Below are 23,789 nucleotides of genomic sequence, written 5' to 3'. Positions count from 1 at the left end.
TGTACACATTTTATGCGATGACATCAATATATTTTGGGATGTTTATAATTGAGGGGAAATATGAAATTTAGAAGTATTAGGGGGAGATTGTCCTTTTATATTATTATCGTTATTTTACTTGTAACTTCTTTGAGAATTGGAGTGGTCTATTTTGTAAAAAGTCAAAATATGATGACTGAAATGACGGATAATATAAACGCTTTGGTAGATATAGGTTCAAATGCACTTAAACGGCCTTTGTGGGATTTTGATCTTGGCAATGTTGAAGATGTTGCCAAGACGCTTATTTTGGATGTAAATGTGTCTGAAGTCGTCATTACCGATCAAAAAGGCAACATCATCATTAAAAAAATAAAACTTTATGAGGAACAGACAGACCCCTTTCTGAGTCGGAGGAGACAAATTTTTTTCAATGATCAGTATATTGGCAACATCATGATTAACTTTACAGATCAGTTTTATGAACAAAAAAAATACAGCGATATATTTTATGAAATATTTCTGGGACTTTTAGAAATATCGTTTTTGGGGTGGATTGTCCTGTGGATTTCTTCAATGATCACCAAGCCATTATTGAATTTAACACAAATTGCAGACAATATTGCAAAAGGAAACTTGGATAATAAATTGATGAGCAATACAGCTGATGAAATTGGAACGCTTGAGAATACAATTTTGAGCATGCAGAATCAACTTAAAGCACATATAGACGAAATCGAACTCAATCATGATGAAATTCAGGCACTTTATGAAGAAACTTCTGCGATGAATGAGGAACTTGAAACCTTAGTAAGCACATTGGATAAAAATTATCAAGAGACGATTACGGCGCTTGCCAATGCCATTGAAGCAAGCGATTCTTATACGAGAGGACACTGTGACCGCGTTCAAAAATATGCCATGCTCATTGCAGATAAAATTGGTATGAATGCACGTGATAAGAGAAATCTGCACATGGCAGCGATTCTTCACGATATTGGCAAGATCGGTGTTCCAATGGAAATTCTCAATAAAGAGACGCCATTGACGGTAGAGGAAATGGATCATATTAAGCGACATAGCGAAATAGGCTATCAGATCATGAGAGATATTGAATTTCTATCGGAAAGTGCACAGATTGTCCTTCAACACCATGAACGCTATGATGGCAAAGGCTATAATAATGGTCTATCTGGAGAATCCATTTTATTATCTGCTCGTATTATTGGCATTGCAGATGCCTATGATGCCATGACGAGTTCAAGGGCCTATCGGAAAACACCTTTAACGCATGAAAAGGCCGTGGATGAAATCGTGATGGGAAGTGGCACACAGTTTGATGGCATGCTTGTGGATGCATTTTTGGAGGTGCTTACATTTGAAGCATAAAAAGCAACTTGTCCAATGGCCTAATATGCTTATCATCATAAGTTTGATGGCGGTCTTCATGGGGTTATGGATGAACCGACCGGAAGCAGTTTTAAACACTGTAGTGCCAGTAAAGACGACGAAATACAACGCGGATAAAACTTACTTTGAACCTAATTTGGACCGTTATATCATTGCAACTGGTGAGTATGAACCTTACATTTACACAGAAAATGGCGTGAATAAAGGCTTTGAATATGAAATGTTAATTGAGATTTTTAAAGAGATGGAGATTGACTATGAAATAAGAACTATGTCATGGGTCAGAGGACTGTATAATTTGAATACAGGAGATGCCTTTGCTGTGTTTCCATACGCTAAAACATCTGAAAGAGAGCAATCGTGCATTTTTACAGATAGTCTCATAGATGTTGAGGATAGGAAAGTGTATTTCTATTATTACCAAAAGGAAGAGCGCCCTTTTGTACTTCAGAGTATTGAGGATTTAAAACGACATCGATTAGGTGGCATATCAGGTTATTACTACACTGAGATATATGATGAATTAGGTTTAGAATATGATCAGTCTAATGACAAAATTGAGTGCTTTACGAAATTGAAAGAGGGTAGAATTGACACGGTGGCATTAAATCCCGTTGTGGCCGAAGCACTTATAAACAGATATTTTCCAGAAGATAAGGCTGCTTTTAAGAAAAGTGACTTTTCATTTACTGTGCCGCCATCTGGAGATCGCTTGATGATCAATAGAGAAGATCCAAGGGCTGAGGCTTTTGTAGAGCAGTTTAATCAAGCCTTTCACAAATTGAAGGACTCAGGCATGTGGGACTCACATGATGAGGAAAAGTGACCTTAAAATCTAACAATTTGTAAATAATGTTTTAAATTTAAATTTAACTATACTAATTTACTCGGATTTATAATATAATGTCATTAATGGAGGTGAGTATTATGTATATCGCTACAAATGATGAGACTTGCGTAAAAATTCAAGAAGTTTTAGCAGCTCAATCTGACAAACCACAAAACATCAGAATCTTTATTGCAGGAATGGGATGCAGTGGTCCAAGTTTTGGTCTTGGTTTAGATAATCAAAATGAAGGTGATCTAGTTGAAGAAATCAGCGGTGTTAACTTCGTTCTTGAGAAATCAGTATATGATTCAGTTGGAGAAATCAAAGTAGAATGGGTAGGAAATGGTTATTCAGTTCAACCAGTTAACGTTCAACCTTCTGCTTGTGGTTCATGTTCAAGCTGTGGTTAACTCATAGTAAGTAGTAACTCATAAACGACTCTGTGGAGTCGTTTTTTGTCTTTTGAGGATTTGTTTTGTGAGCGATGACCAAAGGATGTTAGATGGCTTACATCTACGCGTCTGTTTACAAAAAGTTAACCCCCTGTCAGGGGGTTTTTTCTTTTTATATGTCATGTCTTGGGGTATAATAGTAATGAAAGAATAAAACAGAGAAAGAACAATATATTCTATGGAGGTGTATTATGATTTTTAAAGTGAATCAAGACACCTGTGAAAGGATTCAAGAGGTTTTAGACAAACAACCCTCTAAACCTCAAGAGGTAAGAATCTATATAGCAGGTATGGGATGAGGTGGACCGTCATTTGGTCTAGGTTTAGATCAATCTACAGATGAAGATTTAAAAGAGACAATTCATGGTGTTACTTTTATTATAGAGAAGTACCTTTATGAATCTATGGGAGAAATTTCTGTAAGTTGGAATGGATACAGCTATTCTGTCTATGCAACAGGCGTAGGTGCTTCAAATTGCGGATAAAATGATAAAAAACAGGTTCAGTGATCCGATGACGGATGCTTTGAACCTGTTTTTTTTAAAGAACAAATTTCTGCTGGACAATGAGTTTAACAGTAAAATTAAAACCGAAAAAGGATTTGAACCGAAAAAGGTTGTCCAAGGTTTTAATCGAGAAATCATCAGCGAAAATTGGGTTGAGGGATCGTGAGATCCCTCAAAATGTCGATTTAATGCTAAAATGAAAACTTCGAAATACTCAATTGTAAGTCCTCTGCTAAATGTGCCAAGGCATCGCATGCATCAGCGATTTCTGCAAGGGATGCGGTCTGTTGTTCCACAGAAGCTGAAGCCTGTTCAGTGCTGGCAGCATTTTCTTCTGAAATAGCAGACAAGTTATCAATTATACCGATAATTTCATCTTTTTTTACAGAAATATTTTTGGAAGAATTATCTAGATTGACAATGACTTCGCGCATTTTCTCAATGGCTGTGGAGATGCCTTCAAACTTCGATTTCGTGGCATTGACGTTATTATTTTGTGCTTCAACACTATCCTTAACGGTTTGAACAGTGTCGACAGCTTGTGTGATCATTTCAGTCAATTGACCTATAATGACGGAAATATCTTTAGTAAACGCGTTGGACTGTTCTGCAAGATGCCTGATTTCGTCTGCAACAACAGCAAAACCACGACCGCTTTCGCCTGCTCGAGCTGCCTCAATGGCGGCATTGAGTGCCAATAGGTTAGTTTGCTCAGCGATATTGGCAATCATGCTACTTGCCTGATTTATCTTAGCGGCACTCTCATATGTTAAACGAATAATGTTTTCAATAGATAATGTGGCTTCTCTTGTCTCCTCGGCTTTTAACAAGAGTATGTTCACAGCTGTAGTGCCCTCTTCTTTTAACTGACTGACTAATTTTGCGGCTTCATTGAGTTCATGCATATGTGCAAAGTCTTTTTCAAGAAGTATGCCCATATCATTGATGTTCATGGCGCCTTTTTCAGTTTCCGTAGCTTGGTCTGTTGCCCCGAGAGCAATTTCTTCTATGGTTTTAGAGACTTCATTGGCAGTATCAGAAGATAATTGACTTGTGGATGACAGTTCTTCAGAGGAAGAGGCGACATGTTGTGCGGAAGCTGAAACTTCTCCTATTAAGTGTACAAGATTGTTTTGCATTTCAATCAGTGCTGTGGCAATTTGACCGATCTCATCGGTTCTCTTCTTAAGATGATGTACTCTGTGGTTTTCATCAATTCTCAGACGGTATTGTGAAAATTCTGTAATGAGAACGGAAAGTGTCACAATAGGTGTGGCGATACTTCGTCCAAGTCTATAGGACGCAAAAATACCTATGATAATAAAGAGCAATCCAACAAGCACAAGAGATTTTGTGAGCATATCAACACCGAGTAAAACTGTGTCTCTTTGTGTGCCTATGCCCAAACTCCAATCTGTTCCTGGAATTTTGGCCATAGCAGTAAGTCGTTTGCTGCCTTCAAGTTCGTAGTTAGCCATGCCATATTGGGCTTCACCTAGTTTTTTTAATGCTTCGCCAAAGGGTTTCAATGCACCGTTTGAGTCGATTTCTGCAAAGGCATTGCGTTGGCTTGTTACGTACTCTATATTGGGATGAGCGTAAAAAGTTGAATCTGATCCCACAATAAAAGCATAGCCGCTTTCTCCAAATTTGATTTCATCTGTAAACTCTGAAAGCGTATTGCCATCTCTACCTCCAATGAGCACGCCAACAGTCTTTCCACCCGATATGATGGGGGCTGCTTCCACTACGACGAGGGAACCATCGGTTTTACTGACGAGAACTTTTGAAACAGTAGGTGTACCCGCAAATGCGGTCTTTATATAATCGCGTTCTGAAAGATCTGCAACATCATTGCTTAGAATATAATGTGCCTCTCCATTCAAAGAGACAATGGCCATATCCGAGTATCCCAAACGTTCAATGTCGTCTTTAAGTTCGTTTTTTTGAACAGTGAAGTTCATGGAAGTGACATCATCACGTCTTGCAATTTCAGAGAGAGATGCCAATCTAAGATCCATATCTGTCCTAAGGTGTGCAGCGCCTTCTCTTGCGTATTCGAGCATGGCTTTTTCAACTTCTGCAATAACTTCATTTTTGCTCTTGGTAATGGCAATACCACCGATGCCTAGGACAATCACCAAGACCAGAAGCATTGCACTGAATATAATTTTTTTGGATAAATTTAGTTTCATTGATTTTCTCCTTTGTGCCCCAATTTGCATATGATCATTATAACGTGAAACAGGATTTGATATGGATAAAAATATGTGTTTTTAGATAAAAATATGAACTAATTTGATATATAATGAAATTATGATAGAATTGCAATGAGCTAGAATACAAGTATTAGAATATGCAAATATTGAATCCTGTAATTATTGAAAAAACAAAGTGGAGAGAAGCCAATGCATCAGATTAAAAATATAAAGAATTATCCAGCCAATCTTGAGCAGAACCCTGAATACATTGTAGAGATGTTAAAAAAGAAATACAACAAACTTACCGTACATAATCGTAAAACCCATACTAACTACATTAGATTTCCCTATGAATATTTCTCGGATTTGAAATTTTTTTTAGAACGTGAAAATCCTCTAGCTGTACAGACTTTGTTGAACATAGCAGGTGAGGTTACTGTAGAAAAAATAGTTGGCAAATCTGAACTCAGAGAATTTAAAAATGCACTTATCGTCTTTATGACGCTCTTTGTCAATGTCATGATTGAAGTGTATGGAGACAGAGACAATCAAACGATAGCCTTTAGCAGGCTGATTTCAAAATTAGAGGATATTGATGACTATGAAAAAATGAAAAGAATGGTCTTAGATGAAATGTCAAATATGATTAGAAAACAAAGCATTGTGAAGACATCAGTGAGTCATAGTATGCTGGTGCAAAACGCATTAAAGATGATTCAGGGACAGTTTAGAAAACAAATGAGATTGAAAAGTTTAGCACAAGAGTTATCTGTTTCTGAAAGCTATCTTTCAAGATGTCTCAAGCGAGAGACGGGGATGACTTTATCGGAGCACATATTAAAGCTTAGAATTGATGAAGCGAAACAGCTACTCATAAAAACAGATGCATCCGTGTATGATATTGCAACCGCTGTGGGTTTTAACTATCAAAATCACTTTGCATCCGTTTTTAAAAAATATACGGGCCTACAGCCTTTGGTATATAGAAATCGTCATTTTAGGTAATATCTTGAATATTTGTTGAGTATTTGAATTATTTTAGTCTCTTAAATGTGTATATTGCAGAACTGTAAGGATTTATCCCCACGATGTGTTTAGCGATATCGGGAATCTCAACAGGATCATGCAGTAAACCACTTTCATTAAAGATCTGCTTGATTTCAATTTCAGTGGTCTTATAGGTGATTTCAAGCTCAAGATCACAGCATAAAGATCTGAGCACATCTGCAATGGACAGTTTGAAGATTTCATAATGGGCATTATGAACGATCAGAAGACAATCATAGTCTTCTTTATCATCTACATGTATGCTGTAGACAATTGTGTTAGATCCAGAAGATTCTATATCCACAAAGTGAATGTTTTTCTTGATAAGTGCTGTATCTGTTATTCTAAAGCAATCATGGGTTTTTCTCAGTTCAATGAGATCTTTGACGTAGAGATAAAAAGCATAATGTGTTTTTTTATCGTGCCAATTGATGGCATTGATTGAAAGTGGTGCATTGTACGAATTATGGTTGCCCTTTTTACTGCGTAGGAATTCGTTTCCAGCGTGAAAAAAAGGAATGCCCTGAGATGTCATTATGATATTAAAGCAGAGCTTATTCATCTTGATCCAATCTTCGTAGGAACTATTTGGCATGGATTTGGACAGTTTATCAAATATGATCAAGTTATCGTGTGCATTAAAATAATTGATCGTTTCACAGGGATTCATGGCGAACCCCATATAAGTTTGATCATATGGAATAGAACCTAAAATGCCAACTTTAACGTTATATTCAGCATCTTTGTTCCCTTGAACGAAGCCATGGCCAGTGCCATCGTTGTCACCTTTAATGGCGTTTCTGAAGTCATCATTAAAAAGTGAGAAGCATTGGTTGCACTGGATCCCTTTATAAATGCGATTGGACTCAGGCAGTAGTGACAGACCTCCTGTCCATGGCTCACCATAGATCATCATTTCAGGATTGATTTTTTTAAGTTCTTGAATGGACAGATTGATGGTATCAATATCGATAAGCGCCATGAGGTCAAATCTAAACCCGTCTACTTTATATTCTCTTGCCCAATAGCATAGGGAGTCTATGATAAACTTCCGCCCCATAGGTTTTTCAGACGCAAATTCGTTGCCGCAACCAGAACCATTGGAAAAGATACCCTCTTGGGTTACACGGTAATAGTAGTTAGGAACAAGTGCGTTAAAATTAGATTGTGGCCCTCTAAAGGTATGATTGTAAACCACATCGAGAATAACCTTTAGACCTCTTTCATGAAGCGATTGAATCAACATTTTGAGTTCCATAACACGTGAAACAGGGTCGTTTGGGGACAATGAATAACTGCCCTCTGGCAAGTTAAAGTGTTCAGGGTCATACCCCCAGTTGTAACTCTCAGGTGCGTCAGAGAGTTCATCCACAGAGAGATAATCATTTATGGGCATCAAGTGGACGTGTGTGACGCCAAGATCAGCAATGTGGTCCAGTCCAGTGGCATAGCCCTCCAATTGACTGCCTTTTTCTGTAAGACCTAAAAACTTGCCTTTATGTTTGACGCCAGAACTTTGATCACCTGTAAAATCTTTAATGTGTAGTTCATATAAAATAGCATCACAATTTAAATTGCCCTTTGGAATAACATGATCTGCAAAGCCTTCGGGATCGGTTTGCCTCAAATCTAAGACGGCAGTCCTCAAACTGTTGGCAGATGCTGAAACGCCGTAAGGGTCTGTGACTTCAATTTCGTGGTTGACAATATAAGTGTAAAAGAACCCATGTAAATCGCCAAGTATTTTTACTGTATGAACACCATCTTCTGACTTGGTCATAGCATGTAAAGTTCTGTCAAGTGCATTTGGATGCTCATAGAGCGCTAATTGCACATCATCATGTGTAGGTGCCCAAACATTAAATTCAGTTTCAACTGGCGTATAATTATACCCCAGTTTTCGGCCTGTTACTGGATATTCCATAGAATCACCTTCATTTAGTTTATTGTAATTTGAACGCTTCGTTATAATTTAAAGTCCAGGGATTTTCGGTTGACATGCCATATGCCGGAAGCATATTTGTCAATGGTATAGTCTGCAGAAAATGCGCCGGAACATGCAATATTAGTGAGTGACATTTTCATCCAATGCGGTTTATTGCGGTAATAGAGTCCTATACGTTCTTGAGCATCGCGATAATCTTCGAAATCTTTCAGGACAAAATACTCATCATTAAACCTCAAGAGTCGATCAACAATGGGGATAAACTCATCTTTAGGCACTGGTAAAAAACTATTGATCAGTTGATCGATGACCTTTTTCAGTGCTGGATCTGCATTGTAAACTTCAAAAGCGTTGTAGTTGCCATTTTTATAATAGTCATAAACGTCTTTGTCTCGTAGGCCAAAGATGACGATATTATTTTCGCCGACTTCTTTTCTTATTTCAATATTGGCGCCGTCAAGTGTGGCCAGCGTTACAGCACCATTCATCATGAATTTCATGTTGCCTGTGCCAGAGGCTTCTTTGGAAGCTGTTGAAATTTGCTCACTGACATCTGCTGCAGGAATCATTCTTCCAGCTAATGAAACGCCGTAATTGGGCAAGAAGACCACTTTGAGTTTATTCTTAATGGTTTTGTCATTATTGATCACATGTCCAACTGTGTTGATGAGCTTAATAATTTGTTTGGCAACATAATAACTTGGTGCGGATTTACCTGCGAATATGAAAGTTCGCGGTGGCATGTCCAAATTTGGATTTTCCTTAAGCTGGTTATAGAGATGCATCACGTGAAGGATGTTCATATGTTGTCTTTTATATTCGTGAATTCTCTTGGCCTGCATGTCAAATATAGAATAAGGATCTACTGAGATATCCAATTTGTCTTTAATGAATTTGGCGAGGTCTTCCTTGTTTTGATGTTTGATTTCGTAGAGTTTGTCTAAAAATGCCTTATCTTCACGATATTTTAACAAATCTCTTAAGACAATTGGATTTTTTTTAAAGCCATCTCCAATAGTATCTTCAATGAGATCAGTCAATCTAGGGTTGGCATTGAGAAGCCAATGTCGATGCATAATGCCATTGGTTTTATTGTTAAATTTTGTCGGATAAATATTGTGAAAATCTTTGAGTTCCCGTGTTTTGAGAATTTCAGTATGAAGCTCTGCAACGCCATTGATGCTGTGTGAACCGACGATGGCAAGATGAGCCATTTTAACGATACCATCGTTGATAATAGCCATTTGATGGATCTTATTTTCATCTGTGTATTGATGGATATTTTTGAGAGTATCTATAAAACGACGATTAATTTCTTCTATGACCATGGTCACACGAGGCAATAAATCCTTCATCATGTATAGAGGCCATTTTTCAAGCGCTTCAGCCATAATCGTGTGGTTTGTATAAGAGATGCAATTGGTCGTAATACGCCATGCTGTATCCCAGTCTAAGCGCTCTTCATCGACGAGAATTCTCATGAGCTCTGGAACGGCAAGAGCCGGATGCGTATCGTTGATGTGAATTGCAACACGATCACTGAATTCTGTCATCGGTAAGTTAAGCTTTTTAAAAGTAGTGATAATACTTTGAATTCCCGCGGACACGAAGAAATATTCCTGTTTGAGCCTGAGTAATTTACCTTCATCATAGGCATCATTAGGGTATAGGATTTGAGTGATGATTTCCACGGAGTGTTTCTTTTCAAAGGCACTTAGATAGTTGCCTTTTGAAAAGTATTCGAAATCAAAAATATCTTCAATTTCTTCAGCAGACCATAGTCTCAGCGTATTAACCGTATTATTTTCATAGCCTAAAATAGGTGTGTCGTACGGCACAGCTCGCACAGCATCATAGCCAACATGCTTAAAGCATAATCGATCTTCTTCCATATAGGTCTCAACGTGTCCGTTAAATCTAATTTCAACAGCTTTATTTGGACGCTTGTATTCCCAAACATTGTTGTTGACAAGCCATCTGTCAGGGAATTCCACCTGGTTGCCATCGATAATTTTTTGTTCAAAAAGACCATTTTTATAGCGGATGCCGCAACCATGTCCAGGAATTGAAATGGAACTCATGGCGTCTAGAAAACAGGCAGCAAGTCGTCCTAGACCACCATTTCCAAGACCTTGATCCATTTCAACTTCAATGAGATCCTCTAAATCAATATTGAGAGCACGTAGTCCTTTTCGAGTAACGTCGTAAATGCCAAGGTAATGCAAGTTATTTTCTAAAAATTTGCCCGTTAAAAATTCCATTGAAAAATAGTAGACTTGTTTGACGCCATCAGCGCGATAAGATGCATTTGTATTCGCCCATAAGCTGCCAATATAATCTTTGATCATTTGCCCAAGTGCATTATATCTTTCAAGTGAAGAAGTATCTTCAAGCTGTCTAGCAGTTGTGGCGTGTATTGCCGCCATATAATCGATTTTAAAATTTTCTTCTGTAAGTTTCATTATTTTCACCTCATAAATTCAAATCGTGAATTCAAATCATGAATTCTTTATACCCAATATTTTGTGATATATCGCAAGGTATTCTTTTGAAGAGGTCTTCCAACTATGATCTGCACTCATAGCGTGTTTCATCATTAGACGCCAATTGGATTTATCTTGATAGTGCGCAAGGGCTTCTTTTATGGTAAATAAGAGCTCATGGGCATTGTAGTTGACAAAACAGAAGCCATTGCCTTCGCCTGTGAATTTATTGTAAGGAATCACGGTATCTTTTAGGCCTCCAATTTGACGCACGATGGGAATAGAAGCATATCGAAGCGCAATCAATTGGCTGAGACCACAGGGCTCGAAAAGAGAAGGCATTAAAAACAAATCTGTGCCCGCATATATTGCATGGGACTCATACTGATCAAAATAGATACGTGCAGAAAGCTTATGTGGATAGCGATATTGAAAGTATTTAAACATATCTTCATATTTTTTTTCACCTGTGCCGAGGACGACTAATTGGATGTCCTCTTGCAAGAGTTCTTCTAAAATATGATCCACGAGGTCAAGTCCTTTCATATCCACAAGTCTCGAAACAATACCTATCATTGGGATATTGGGATCAACAGGAAGTCCAAATTTTATTTGGAGGTGCATTTTAAGCTCGTTTTTTCGATTGAGAGAGCGCTTGTCAAAATGAATGACAATGTTGGGATCCGTGCTGGGATTATATACCTCATAATCAATGCCATTGACGATGCCTGACAATTTATGCTGATATTTTTGGATGATACCATCTAAGTTTTCACCAAAATAGGGGTAGGTTATTTCATGTGCATAGCTCTTTGACACCGTTGTGACATGATCTGCATAGACGATGCCACCTTTTAGGAGATTGATGCTATCATAAAATTTAAGCGCATCTTCATTGAAATATTCTTGAGGCAAATTGAGCATATCTCCAAGCACAAACGGATCAAATACGCCCTGATATCTCAAATTATGAATTGTAAAGACGGTCTTGATATGATCATAAAAGGGATCATAGTTTTTATAGTGATCCAACAAAACATTGACAGCAGCTGTGTGCCAATCATGTGTATGAATGACGTCAGGTTTAAGATCTAAAAACTTAAGTGCAGCGAGAACCGCTTTGGAAAAATAAATATAGCGCTCCGCATCATCACCATCACCATAGAGCATATGTCTTTTAAAATAGAATTCATTGTCTATAAAGTAATAGGTAACACCGTCGTAATTCATCTTGAAAATGCCAACATACTGATGACGCCACCCCAGTGTAACTTCCGTTTCGCCGATAAAGGCCATCTCTTTTCTAAAATCATTGCTGATTTTAGCATGGAGAGGCAAAAAAACTTCCACAGTGACCTCTTTAGAATTGAGCGCTTTTGGCAATGAACCTGCAACATCTGCAAGACCGCCTGTTTTAGCGAAAGGGGCGGCTTCAGAAGCGACAAAGATAACTCTCATTTATACAACCTCCTTAACAATAGAGGCCTTCTTGCCTGCAATATAAGGATTATTGGGTTCACCAATTAATGTGACGCCTGCATTTATTGTGGCACGTTTATCAAGAATGACGTGGTTGAGGTGCGCATTTCTTTGAATATCAGCCTTTTGCATGATAATCGAGTTTTTAATGATGGCGCCTTTATCGATCTTGACACCGCGGAAAATAATGGAGTTTTCAACATAGCCATCAATTTGGCAGCCATTTGCTACAAAAGAGTTTTTTACCTTTGCATGGGATTTATAGTACGTAGAAGGTTCATCCTTAACTTTGGTGAAAATTTGTCCATTTTTAAAGAAGAGATCGTTGGAAACTTCTGAATCCAAAATGGCAAAGTTTGCATCCGTATAGTTTTTAATGTTGTTGATACAGGATACGTGTCCATCAAATGCATGGGTAGTGACTTTGTACTTGTGGAGCGTGTTGAAAAGAGCCTGTTTTAAGAAGTTCGCCGAACCCTTTTCAATGGCGTCAAATAGGATATCAAAGTAGACTTCCTTTTTCATAAAATACATCTCAAGGGATAAATTGAATGCTCTATTTTTACCAAGATTCGTCCCAATGCTATCAAAGTTGCCTTGTGAATCCAGATGAATCATATCACAGCCGATAAAAGCATGGTCTGTATCTTCCACAGGTTTATAGATCATGCAAATATCTGAATCGGATTCAACGAATTTTTCATAGGCTTCATTGAGATCAATATTTGCCACCATATAAGATTTGGCTAAGAACAGATTTTCCTGTTTAGCGTATTTGATAAAGGAATTATTTTGATAGAACAGGTCCAAATCGCCTACGCGCTTATAAGTCGATGTATAGTCATAGGTCGGTGTGAACAGAAATAAACCATTTATTTTACGGTCTAGATCCCACGGGCGACCTGATCCCAAATGATCCATAACGGAACGAACTTTATTGCCTGTAAAAATGCCTATGCCAGTGATGCCGCTATTGACTATGTTAGAGAGAATAAAGTCAATTACACGGTATCTACCTGCAAAGGGGAGCATTGAAGTTGGTCTACTTTGGCATAAGACACCAAAATTATTATCTATTTCACTTAAATTGATAATTCCTAAACAGTTTTTCATGTTGTCACCTCTTTCTAAGATTCAATAATTTTATTTTTGGAAACAAGGTAGACCACTGTATCGTCTTTTGTACCTATTTTAGTTCCAGCTTTAATGACGACATCTTCCATGACAACCGCATTGTAAACCTCAGCACCCTCCTCGATGACAGCACCAGATAAGACAACGCTGTTGACCACTTGAGCATTTTTGCCAACCATGATCTCATTAAAGAGAACGGTGTTGTATAAGCTACCCTCTATACGACAGCCTTCATTTATAAGAGAGTTCACAACTGATGCGTCTTTTGAAACATAGTGAGGTGGCAGATGTCTATTTTTAGAATAAATTTTCCAATTTCTATCGTAGAGATCTAAAGTATTGCTATCGGCTAGAAGATCCATATTGGATTCCCAATAGCTTTTAATGGTACCAACGTCCTTCCAATAACCTTCAAATTGATATGCAAAGAGTTTTTTGCCGTCATTCATCATTTTAGGAATGATGTCATGTCCAAAGTCATTGCCTGAGTTAGGATCTTTTTCATCGGCGATGAGATATCTTCTAAGCGCTTTCCAGTCGAAAATGTAAATGCCCATGGAAGCCAAATTGGATTTAGGCTTTTTAGGTTTTTCTTCAAATTCAATAACAGACATATCGGGATTAACATGCATCAGTCCAAAGCGTGAAGCCTCTTCCCAAGGCACTTCCACAACTGAAATGGTGACATCAGCCTTTTTGTTTCTATGGTATTCGAGCATGATGGAATAATCCATCTTATAAATATGATCGCCAGAGAGTATGAGGACAAATTCAGGACTGAGCTCATCGATAAAGGAAATGTTTTCATAGATTGCATTGGCTGTGCCCTTATACCAACGTCCCCCTTGTTCATTCGTATAAGGTGGCAATACTCTAACACCGCCTGTTCTTCGGTCTAAATCCCATGAACTGCCGATGCCAATGTGAGAATTTAAATGATAGGGTTTGTATTGCGTTAAAATACCCACATCAAATATACCTGAATTGGAACAATTGCTGAGTGGAAAGTCAATAATGCGATATTTGCCGCCAAAGGGAACTGCGGGTTTTGCAACATCTTTTGTCAAAAGTTTTAGTCTTGATCCTTGACCACCGGCAAGGAGCATTGCAATCATTTTGCCTTCTTTCATAAGTTAATCCTCCTTTAATTTAAAGTATAAACCACCATAAGGGGGGAGCGTGATTCTAATAGCGTGGTAACGATGATGCATAAGTTCTTTTTTTGAAGTATAAATTTGTGGACCGTTTGCCATGGTGCCACCATACTTGATAGCGGCAGAGTTTAAGATGGTTTCGTATTTTCCTGGTATGGTGACGCCAACTGGATAATTTTTACGTTCAATTGGCGTGAAGTTGAGGACAATGACCAAACGTTCTCCCTTTTTATTGATGCGCTCAAAGGAAATAACGCTTTCATTTGAATTGTCCACTTCAATCCACTCATAGCCATCATAGCTTGTGTCGAGTTCATAGAAACAATTGTTTTGACGGTATGTCCAATTGAGATCTTTCACAAATTGTTTCAATTTTTGATGTGCTTCATAATCAAGGAGGTGGAAATCAAGTGCTTGCCATTCGTTCCATTCAATAAACTGACCAAATTCGCCCCCCATGAAGAGCAATTTTTTACCAGGGTGTGCCATCATGTAAGTATAAAGTAATCTCAACCCAGCAAATTTTTCTTCATAGCTACCAGGCATTTTGCTAAGCAAAGATTTTTTTCCATGAACGACTTCGTCATGACTCAGCGGCAATACAAAATTTTCTGTAAAAGCATAAGTAAGTGAAAATGTCAGTGCTTTGTGAAATCCTTTTCTAAAAATAGGGTCCAGTTCCATGTATTCTAAAATATCATTCATCCACCCCATATTCCATTTGTAGTTGAAGCCTAGGCCACCATCGGATATGGGTCTTGAAACCATAGGCCACGAAGTGGACTCTTCAGCCATCATTAAAGTATGGGGAAAATATTGAAAAACAATCTGATTCATCTTTTTGATAAAATCGATAGCCTCTAAATTTTCAACCCCTCCATATTTATTTTTGAGAAGTTGTCCGCCAAAGTTGAGGTAAAGCATATAGGCAACCGCATCAATTCGGATGCCGTCCACATGGTATAATTCATGCCAGTAGAATAGGTTGGAAATGAGAAAGGCGTTCACTTCGGGTTTGCTGTAATCAAAGTTCACTGTACCCCATTGTTCGTTGTGAGCGCGTTCATAATCGCTGGATTCAAAGCATGCACCGCCGTCAAAATGATAAAGTCCGTGAGCATCCTTGCAAAAATGACCGGGCACCCAATCTAAAATGACGCCAATATCGTTTTGATGACATTGATCGATGAAGAACATAAAATCCTTTGGCGTGCCATATCTAGAAGTGGGTGCAAAGTAGCCGGTGAGCTGGTATCCCCATGAACCATCGTATGGATGCTCCATGATGGGCATGAGTTCAATATGCGTGTATCCGAGATCTTTGACGTATGGGATCAGTTCATGCGCAAGGTCGTGATAAGAGTATTGTTTGCCGTCGTGCTTTTGACGCCAAGATAACAAATTGACTTCGTAGATATTAAGTGGACTGTGGTAAGGATCAGATTGATCTCGCTGGATGCACCAAGCGTCATCGTGCCACTGATAGCCAGAGAGATCATAATATTTTGAAGCCGTTTGTGGCCTTTCTTCTGCGTGAAATGCGTATGGATCTGCCTTGTAGTGAATACTGTGATCAGGTCCGACAATGTGATATTTATAACTGTCGAAGGGTTGAACATTCACGACACAGATTTGCCAAAGACCACTGTTTTTAATGCGTTGCATAGGATGTCTTGACGGATCCCAATCGTTGAATTCGCCAATGAGATTAACTTGATGCGCATTAGGTGCCCAAACGACAAATCGCACAGCGTTTACTTCAAAGCGGTTGATGGCATGAGCACCTAAAAATTCATAGCTTTTATAGAAGGTGCCCTCATGAAAGAGATGTACATCCAATTCCCCTTCATTTAAATAGAAATAACCTTTTTCTTGAATGTATTGATTGATTTCATGTGGCTGCATTGAATCACCTAACTTTCTTCTTCAAGGAGTATATTTAAGAACTTTTGAGTGGCTAAGGAAAGGGGTTTGCTCTTGTTGGTTAATATACCCACATTTATTTTGGGAATCTCTTCTTTAATTTGAACTTCTTTAATTTTTTCTGTAATCAAATCTTGCTCTGCCACATTTTTAGAGACAAAACCAATCCCCATATTGGATTTTACAGCTTCTAAGATGACTTCTAAAGAGCCAAATTCAAAGGATGGCTGTACATTAAGATGATTTGCTTTATAAAATTCCTCAAGAATCTTGCGCGTTGTTGATTTTTCTTCAAGACAGATGAGGGGCAGAGTGCTGATCTCCTTCAAGGAAAGTTTGGAAAAGGGCTTTAGTGGCAAGTAAGTATCTGTGGCAATAAAGATGTTATCAATGGTACTAAAAGGCGTAACGTCTAATCCGCTATAGTCGACATTTGGATTGAGGTTGATAATGGCGATATCAATTTCACCATTCTTTAGACGTTCAACGGATCTTGGCGAAGGCCTATTATTAATGGAGAGTTTTACCTTGGGATAAAGTGCGTTAAACCCCTTGATTTTAGAGAGGAGCAGATAACGTGTAATGGTGTCGCTGGCACCTATGAAGACCGTACCTTCATCTAAAGATTTGATGCTGTTGAGGGAATTTTCAGCAGACCGGATGAAATTGAAGGCTTTCTCAACGTGTTTAAAGAGTACTTCACCCTCAAAAGTCAGGCGAATATTGCGTCCTTGTCTAAAAAATAAAGTCACTTCAAGTTGCGATTCTAAAGACTTTATAGCTTGACTGACCGCAGACTGAGTGACATGAAGATTTTGTGCAGCTTTTGAAAAATTGAGTTCATCTGCAGCAAAATAGAAAAATTTATAGAGTTCAAAGTTGATATTAGGGTAGAGCGCCATTCATATTCTCCTTTTCTATAAAAAAGATGATAATATAATTTTATTAATTTCATGAGAAGTTTAAGTAATGTTTATTTTAAAATTGATTAGCAGAACTTATGAATATTATATCAAATATTTTCGAAAATGTAATATTTTCATTAAGAAAAGGTGTTTTTTATTTTAAATTGCATATATAATAAAAGATAATTGAGTATAATAAGACAGAATAATAATCTATATAATAATCTACAGAGTGAAATGCCATGAAAAATGGGTATATACATATCTGCTATGCGGGCGTTTGGAGCTTTTAGGAGATTTTTAATTTCGATTGCTTTAGAGAAAGCCATAAATGTACGAACAGGGAATGTATGAGTAAAAAACCAATTAAGGGGGAAAGACGATGAAACGAAAGGCTTTTGCAGTTACTTTGGTAATTCTTATCATTTTTATGGGAATACCACTTGATTTTGCTGTAAAGTATAAAACGGCTTCAGTAGTGGAAGTCACTGGGATGGTCACCATTTTAAAAGCAGGGGGCGAAAAAGCTTTTACACCTGAGGTGGATACCGTATTGGAACATGGGGACCGAATTGTCACAGGGAAGGGTGCTTCCATAGCACTTCAAATCGATACGGATAAGTATATAAAAGTGGGTGAAAAAACCTACATGAGTTTAAGTGAGCTCATGTCAGAGGCTGAGTCAGGTGGAGATTCTACCAATATCAAACTTTTTACGGGGAAAGTTTGGGCATCTCTCAGCAAGCCTCTAGGAGGAGATGATTCATTTGAGATAGAGACACCGACAGCAGTTATGGGCGCAAAGGGCACAAAGTTTTTTGTCAAATATGTTATTTCGCCAACAGAAGCACAGAAAGAGAAAAGCAGTACTGAACTGGTGGTTTTAGAAGGTAAAGTCAGTATGAAAACACAGGTTCAGAAACAAGGCGAAGGTGATGAACCCGCTGCCACACAAGATGTGGAACTCTTGGCAAGTGCAAATGAGACCTTATTACTGAATCCAGAACTCGTTCAAGGAATTTCAGATGAAATTACTAATAGACTGAATTCAGGTGAGGCAATTGAACAGATCAACATCCAAGAAGTTGTCAGTAAGGTTGGGAAGGCAAAACAAATTGAAGTCAGGGATTTGGACTTATTTGTGCTTGAAATTGTAGCAGATGAGCCTGAAGCCTTTGAACCAAATCTCACGCAAGATTTAGAGCAAATTATTGAACAGAAAAAACAGGAGTTGCCATCAGAACCAGAGCCTGATGAGGGCGTCAACAAGATTATTTATGATGAGCTTTCAGATGAGGACAATGCTGAGCCGCCTAAGGCGCCAACTACGCCGAATACGCCAGATAATCCAAACACGTCGAACACGCCTTCAGATGATGATAATGATAAAACAGATGCTTTGACAGTGACGAAGGTAGAAATTGTGGATGCCGTTTATGATGACGGCATAGCGGATCACATTGTGGTCACATTTAATCAGGATGTGAAGGATTCAACTTATTCCGCTTCAAGCGGTGCTTATATAGAATCATCGGACTTAATTGGAACATTGAGGACTTCAAGTATATCTAGAGATCAGATTCCGGGTGTAAACGATAAGGTTAACGATTCAATTCTCGTATTTGAACTCAATACTACAGAGAAGCCTGTGAATACTATACCGGTTGCTTATCTTAATATTCCGCATGCGGGTATGATTCAGTCAGTTTCAGGTGCTTCTCTTGGAACGGTTACCAATTTGTCTGTAGTAGACAAGATTGCTCCTGTGATTGTAGGTTCAATGATTTCTCTTGAGGGTGCTGCAGGCGACAAGTATGTCAAAATCATTTACTCGGAGCCTATTACTAATGATAGTCTAGATCTTTTGGGCTATGTTAAGATTGCAGCCAATTCTGAGACACTTTATAGCGCAGCACAGACAATCGGTTATGAGAAAAAATCCGATGATCCGTTCTATGTTGAGGCCAAAAAATTGGATTATCCAACGGTGAGATATGTAAAAAATGCAGCAATAGAGGGCTATGAACACATTTGCTTAAAGATGAACAGCGAAGTGCCATTTTACATTTCAGATGCAAACGGCAATCAAAGACTGCTTCAAAGAGATGTGCCTCTTTTAGGGCTTTCCATGGATACACAGAAGGCAATGGTTTCAGGTGTGACGGTAAAAACGTTAACGGCCAATAAGGATTATTTATTCACAGTAGAATTGAATGATTACCTATATGCAGAACAATTAGACTCATCAGTGTATATGAATCAAAGTCTTTTGAAAGGTACTTTCTCAAATTCAACTACAGAGTTTACTGATTTTCAATATCTGTTTGGCAAGACAGATCAGATTAAACTCGTTTTCCATGTGACTGTTTTTGAGGGGTCACTCTCAGATAATGATAGCGTTACGATAGATTACAGCTATCTTTATGATCTGTTTGGTCATGCTGTAACAGATTACTTTGATGATGCGGAGCAAATAACGCGGATTTATTCATATGATTCTGCTGAAGATACTTGGGCAATAGGCGCGCCACCAGCGGCACCTTTTTATGCAACAAGTGCAGCTACAATTGATGCGAATAGCGATGGTCTTGTGGATCATTTGCAAGTGACTTTTAATAGTCCTGTTGACGATTCTACTTTTGTGGCATCAAAGGGCATTGTCTTACAGTCCGAAAATCGCCTAGATCCTGTGGATGACTCTAGGATTGTAACAAATCTTACAGGTGCATATACAGATGATCAAGATGATGCCGTTATATATGTGAAATTGGATCATTCTTCTAGCAGTATTCAATACAACACAGGGGCTTTAGGGCTTTTAACCATACCTTCGGGCACTTTTAAAAGTAAAGAAGGGGCTTTAAATAATGCAACGGAGAGCTTGTTGACAATTGATCGTGCGGCACCTGTGCTCGTCGCTGGACGATATGATTTTAATGGCTTACGTGATGCCAAGAGTATTTGGTTAGTATTCTCAGAACCACTTGCTGGAAATAGTCTGGAAACGCCAGATTTTAGAATACTCAACAACAATACTGGTCAGCACAGTGAAGCCTATCCAATTGCATTTGGCAAGATGAATCAAAATGTGGGGTATCTAGGCAACGAGGTCAAACTAGAGGGATTAGACTCTGATACGATTCTGCACATGATAGAGTATGTCACTGCTGAACAGAGCACTTTCTTCTATTGCAGTGATGGCCTTACAATTGAAGATGCCTCTGAAAATCAAACCGTTTTAACAGGGCAAAAAATCGCTCTGACTGGGTCTGTGGTGGATACGTTTAAAACAGCGGTGAAGTCAGTTGATGTCAAGGATCTGGGATCAAATCAATATAAAATCAGTTTAATCTTTGATGACTATTTAAGTTATGATAGTGCAACAAGTTATATGGGGATGTTGAATGAGGTCGTCACGTATATGGATGGCTATTCTAATATGAGTGTTGTAAGCAATAGCTACAATGCGAGTGTCTCTGCCGATATATCTCTGAGCTTTGTCGTCCAATTGGAAGTGCCTTTGCTCACAACAGATCACTTTTCAATTGATATTACTGGATTATATGATTACAAGAACGCCCAAACTTGGGCAACAAATGACAACGTAGATAGAACTAAATTTGACATTATATACGATTCAGGTTGGACTTTTGATGCACCTTATTTGAGTTTGTTAGAGGCCAATACATTGGATTTTGATAGCAATGGGAGAGTGGATTATATTGAATTGACTTTTAATAAGGCCGTTAAAGATGACACCTTTAAAGATGTAGGCGCAATAGTAAATTCTTCTTCAATGTCGGTTGCTACAAGTGCCATTAAGGTTTTAGATGGCGAAGAATCGTTTAATTTTCCAATGGATCAGCCAGATGATACAAAAATTTATTTTGAAGTTGCAGAGAGTGTGGCTGGCAACACAGATGCAGTGGGGATCTTAGACATACCTTATGCAGGGATGATTGAAAGTCTTACGGGTTTAGTACTGCCTGCGACGAATGCTGTTCAAATAAAGGATAAGGCGAAACCGGTCTTGATGGATTTAGAGATTGACTTATCATTACCTCTAGATGAAAAATATATTGCTCTGAAGTTTTCGGAGCCTTTAAATGAAAGCGATACGGTGGATGTATCCAATTTAAAACTCATGAGTTCCGGTATTTATGCAAGTAACCCAATTGACTTATATGGGACGACCAGTGTTTTAGGAGATCAGATTTTCGTTAAACCTTTGGAATTAGGCAGTGTTGAAGATACTACACCTTCCTTTATCAGCAGACTTTCAAAGTATCTCTATGATTCTAATACGCCGACAGGTGGTTCGGCATCCATTAGATTATACAGCGGTTTTACGATTTCATCTGCAAACGATGAAGATTATGCTTTACCGGCGGAGTATGAGTATCCTTATGGTGGCCCTGCGGCAAGCTCCATCAAGAGAATCAATGAAACATCAGCTGTTTCAAGCATAACGCAGGTTACTTCTGGTTCAAGTGTGATTGTGACCTTAACTTATGACGATTATTTAGAGTCTTGGAACCATTCAGCGAGTGCGTATATACCAGCAACTGTAAATGTCAACACAGGCAATTTTGGCGTCATGTCACAAAAAGTTGGCAGTGATCATAAATCGTTAGAAATTGAACTCTGTAGTATGCCTCAAAATGGAGACTTTATTGTTATCAGTCAAGTCAGAAATATAACAAATAGTTATGGCGACGATGCCAATGCCAATGCCAATACAACACCTATTTATGCCCAAGCTATTGCGATTAGATTTGATGGTACAGAGTGGCACAGTGAACCGTATTAAAGGGGAGGGATACTATGAAAATGATAAGAAAAGCGGCACTTTTTATGATAATGATGGTGATCATGACACAGCTTTCCCTTGCATTTGCAGTAGATGTAAAGCCAATTACACCTGTTGATCCAGAGGTGAAAAGCGATTTGATGCTTGGATTGAATCAGCCTTATGGGTTGGCAACGGATTATCTAGGTGATGTTTATGTGGCGGACACTTATAATAATATGATTAAAAAAGTTACAGCAAATGGGCTGGAAATAGTTGCAGGTGGCTTTGATGGTAAGAACAGCATGGGTTTTCCAAGGGGTGGCCTTTTAGATGGAAAAGCACTTGAGGCAAGATTTAATAAGCCTCGCGATATTTTCATCACTAAAACAGGTGTCATCTATGTGGCAGATACAGGGAATCATGTTATTCGGAAGATTGAAGCAGGCGCAGTATCCACAATTTCTGGAACTGGCACCGCTGGCTTTAAGGATGGTGCTGCTAGTATAGCGCAATTTAATTTACCTTCTGCCTTGACAATGGATTCAGAGGGCAAACTTTATGTAGCAGACACTCTAAACAGCAGCATAAGGGTTATCCGTAAAGATGGTACAGCTGAAACACTTTCATTTACACCTGACCAGAAAACGTTGAAATCTGGAAAACTTAATGAACCAAGTGATTTATTGTTTGATGGCAATGGCATACTCTATATACTGGACAGTGGGAATCAATCGATAAAGCGTGTTGAGAACGGCGTTATTTCATTAGTAGCCGGGAATGTGACTGATCTGAATACAGAGACAGGTTATGTCAAAACAGGTCTTGTGAATGGCACCACAAGTGAGGCCAAATTTAATTTTCCAAAGGGATTTGCTTTAGATGACAAGGGCAACTTATTTGTGGCAGATTCTTGGAATCATGTGATCAGAGTGGTAGGAACTGATGGCGTTGTTAAGACTTATTCGGGAGCACCTTTTAGCGGCAATGTGGTCGGTGATATAAAAGAAGCAAGATATAATACGCCAACGGGGTTGATCATTAATAAGGGCACTTTAATGATCTCAGATATGTGGAACAATGAAATCAAGGCAATGCCGATTGATTACAACGATATAAGCTTTGGGTACTCTGAGGAAGCTTTACAAGCACTTATTGATCCTGCTCAAACAAGTACGGATTGGACCTTCTGGGAAAATCACATGAAAGTGGTGTTGGAGAAGCCAATTGTTGAAGTGGAGGGGATGATTTACTTGCCGTTTAAGGCAACCATGACACATTTCAATTATGAGATCTCTTGGGATGCAGTTCAGCGAAGAGTTATTTATAAAAACGATCAGGAAGACGATGGCTTTATAGATGAGACCTCGGGCATGAAAATTATTCAGAATAACAGTTATTTGTCCATAGAAGATTTTGAAAAAATCGTTCATAAGTCTATAAAACCATTGGAGATTTATAAGACCATTATTGTAGTGGATTAGAAGATAGTAAAGCATCTCTAATTAGAGTTTTTGCCGACAACTATGCCGACATCTATAATGAATGAAGCC

At 38.4% G+C, this 23,789-nt stretch carries 14 protein-coding genes; 6 read left to right on the top strand and 8 right to left on the bottom strand.

The annotated features are described in order from the left end of the window. Window positions 1–60: 60 nt before the first annotated feature. From ISU02_RS16135 to ISU02_RS16125, 3 genes are all read left to right on the top strand, one after another. Window positions 61–1,368, top strand: a complete 1,308-nt coding sequence (locus ISU02_RS16135) for an HD domain-containing phosphohydrolase (protein WP_194702882.1) — start codon at window positions 61–63, stop codon at window positions 1,366–1,368. Next, the gene (locus ISU02_RS16130) at window positions 1,358–2,215 is read left to right on the top strand and encodes a substrate-binding periplasmic protein (RefSeq protein WP_194702881.1); all 858 of its coding nucleotides are present in this window, start codon (window positions 1,358–1,360) and stop codon (window positions 2,213–2,215) included. The genes ISU02_RS16135 and ISU02_RS16130 overlap by 11 nt, the downstream gene beginning before the upstream one ends. A gap of 101 nt (window positions 2,216–2,316) precedes the next feature. Continuing rightward, window positions 2,317–2,628, top strand: coding sequence for a Fe-S cluster assembly protein HesB (locus tag ISU02_RS16125; RefSeq protein ID WP_194702880.1), 312 nt, complete (start codon window positions 2,317–2,319; stop codon window positions 2,626–2,628). A gap of 739 nt (window positions 2,629–3,367) precedes the next feature. On the opposite strand, the gene ISU02_RS16115 is transcribed toward ISU02_RS16125, so the two are convergent. Next, window positions 3,368–5,371 carry a methyl-accepting chemotaxis protein gene (locus tag ISU02_RS16115; RefSeq protein ID WP_194702878.1) on the bottom strand — a complete coding sequence of 668 codons (2,004 nt, stop codon included), beginning with the start codon at window positions 5,369–5,371 and terminating at the stop codon, window positions 3,368–3,370. 213 nt (window positions 5,372–5,584) lie between these two features. Here ISU02_RS16115 and ISU02_RS16110 point away from each other — a divergent pair, with 213 nt between their 5' ends. Continuing rightward, complete coding sequence (locus tag ISU02_RS16110) at window positions 5,585–6,382, top strand: helix-turn-helix transcriptional regulator (protein WP_194702877.1); 798 nt, start codon at window positions 5,585–5,587, stop codon at window positions 6,380–6,382. 28 nt (window positions 6,383–6,410) lie between these two features. On the opposite strand, the gene pulA is transcribed toward ISU02_RS16110, so the two are convergent. The 7 genes from pulA to ISU02_RS16075 are packed head-to-tail and all read right to left on the bottom strand — an operon-like array spanning window position 6,411 to window position 17,444. Next, window positions 6,411–8,348, bottom strand: a complete 1,938-nt coding sequence (pulA, locus tag ISU02_RS16105) for a type I pullulanase (protein WP_194702876.1) — start codon at window positions 8,346–8,348, stop codon at window positions 6,411–6,413. Window positions 8,349–8,389: 41 nt separating this feature from the next. Further along, a complete protein-coding gene (locus ISU02_RS16100; RefSeq protein WP_194702875.1) occupies window positions 8,390–10,831 on the bottom strand; it encodes a glycogen/starch/alpha-glucan phosphorylase in 2,442 nt (813 codons plus the stop codon). Window positions 10,832–10,867: 36 nt separating this feature from the next. Next, a complete protein-coding gene (glgA, locus tag ISU02_RS16095; RefSeq protein ID WP_194702874.1) occupies window positions 10,868–12,310 on the bottom strand; it encodes a glycogen synthase GlgA in 1,443 nt (480 codons plus the stop codon). Continuing rightward, window positions 12,311–13,444, bottom strand: coding sequence for a glucose-1-phosphate adenylyltransferase subunit GlgD (glgD, locus tag ISU02_RS16090; RefSeq protein ID WP_194702873.1), 1,134 nt, complete (start codon window positions 13,442–13,444; stop codon window positions 12,311–12,313). A 14-nt stretch (window positions 13,445–13,458) separates the two neighbouring features. Further along, window positions 13,459–14,595, bottom strand: a complete 1,137-nt coding sequence (locus tag ISU02_RS16085; protein WP_194702872.1) for a glucose-1-phosphate adenylyltransferase — start codon at window positions 14,593–14,595, stop codon at window positions 13,459–13,461. Window positions 14,596–14,598: 3 nt separating this feature from the next. Next, a complete protein-coding gene (gene glgB / locus ISU02_RS16080) occupies window positions 14,599–16,524 on the bottom strand; it encodes a 1,4-alpha-glucan branching protein GlgB (RefSeq protein WP_194702871.1) in 1,926 nt (641 codons plus the stop codon). A gap of 8 nt (window positions 16,525–16,532) precedes the next feature. Next, window positions 16,533–17,444 carry a LysR family transcriptional regulator gene (locus ISU02_RS16075; RefSeq protein WP_194702870.1) on the bottom strand — a complete coding sequence of 304 codons (912 nt, stop codon included), beginning with the start codon at window positions 17,442–17,444 and terminating at the stop codon, window positions 16,533–16,535. Window positions 17,445–17,829: 385 nt separating this feature from the next. Here ISU02_RS16075 and ISU02_RS16070 point away from each other — a divergent pair, with 385 nt between their 5' ends. Both ISU02_RS16070 and ISU02_RS16065 read left to right on the top strand, forming a co-directional pair. Then, complete coding sequence (locus ISU02_RS16070) at window positions 17,830–22,257, top strand: FecR family protein (RefSeq protein ID WP_194702869.1); 4,428 nt, start codon at window positions 17,830–17,832, stop codon at window positions 22,255–22,257. A gap of 14 nt (window positions 22,258–22,271) precedes the next feature. Then, window positions 22,272–23,720, top strand: a complete 1,449-nt coding sequence (locus ISU02_RS16065) for an NHL repeat-containing protein (RefSeq protein WP_194702868.1) — start codon at window positions 22,272–22,274, stop codon at window positions 23,718–23,720. The last annotated feature ends 69 nt before the right edge of the window (window positions 23,721–23,789 follow it).

The sequence above is a fragment of the Fusibacter ferrireducens genome (assembly GCF_015352425.1).
GTDB lineage: Bacteria > Bacillota > Clostridia > Peptostreptococcales > Acidaminobacteraceae > Fusibacter_A > Fusibacter_A ferrireducens.
This window is presented reverse-complemented; position numbering and strand designations above follow the sequence as displayed.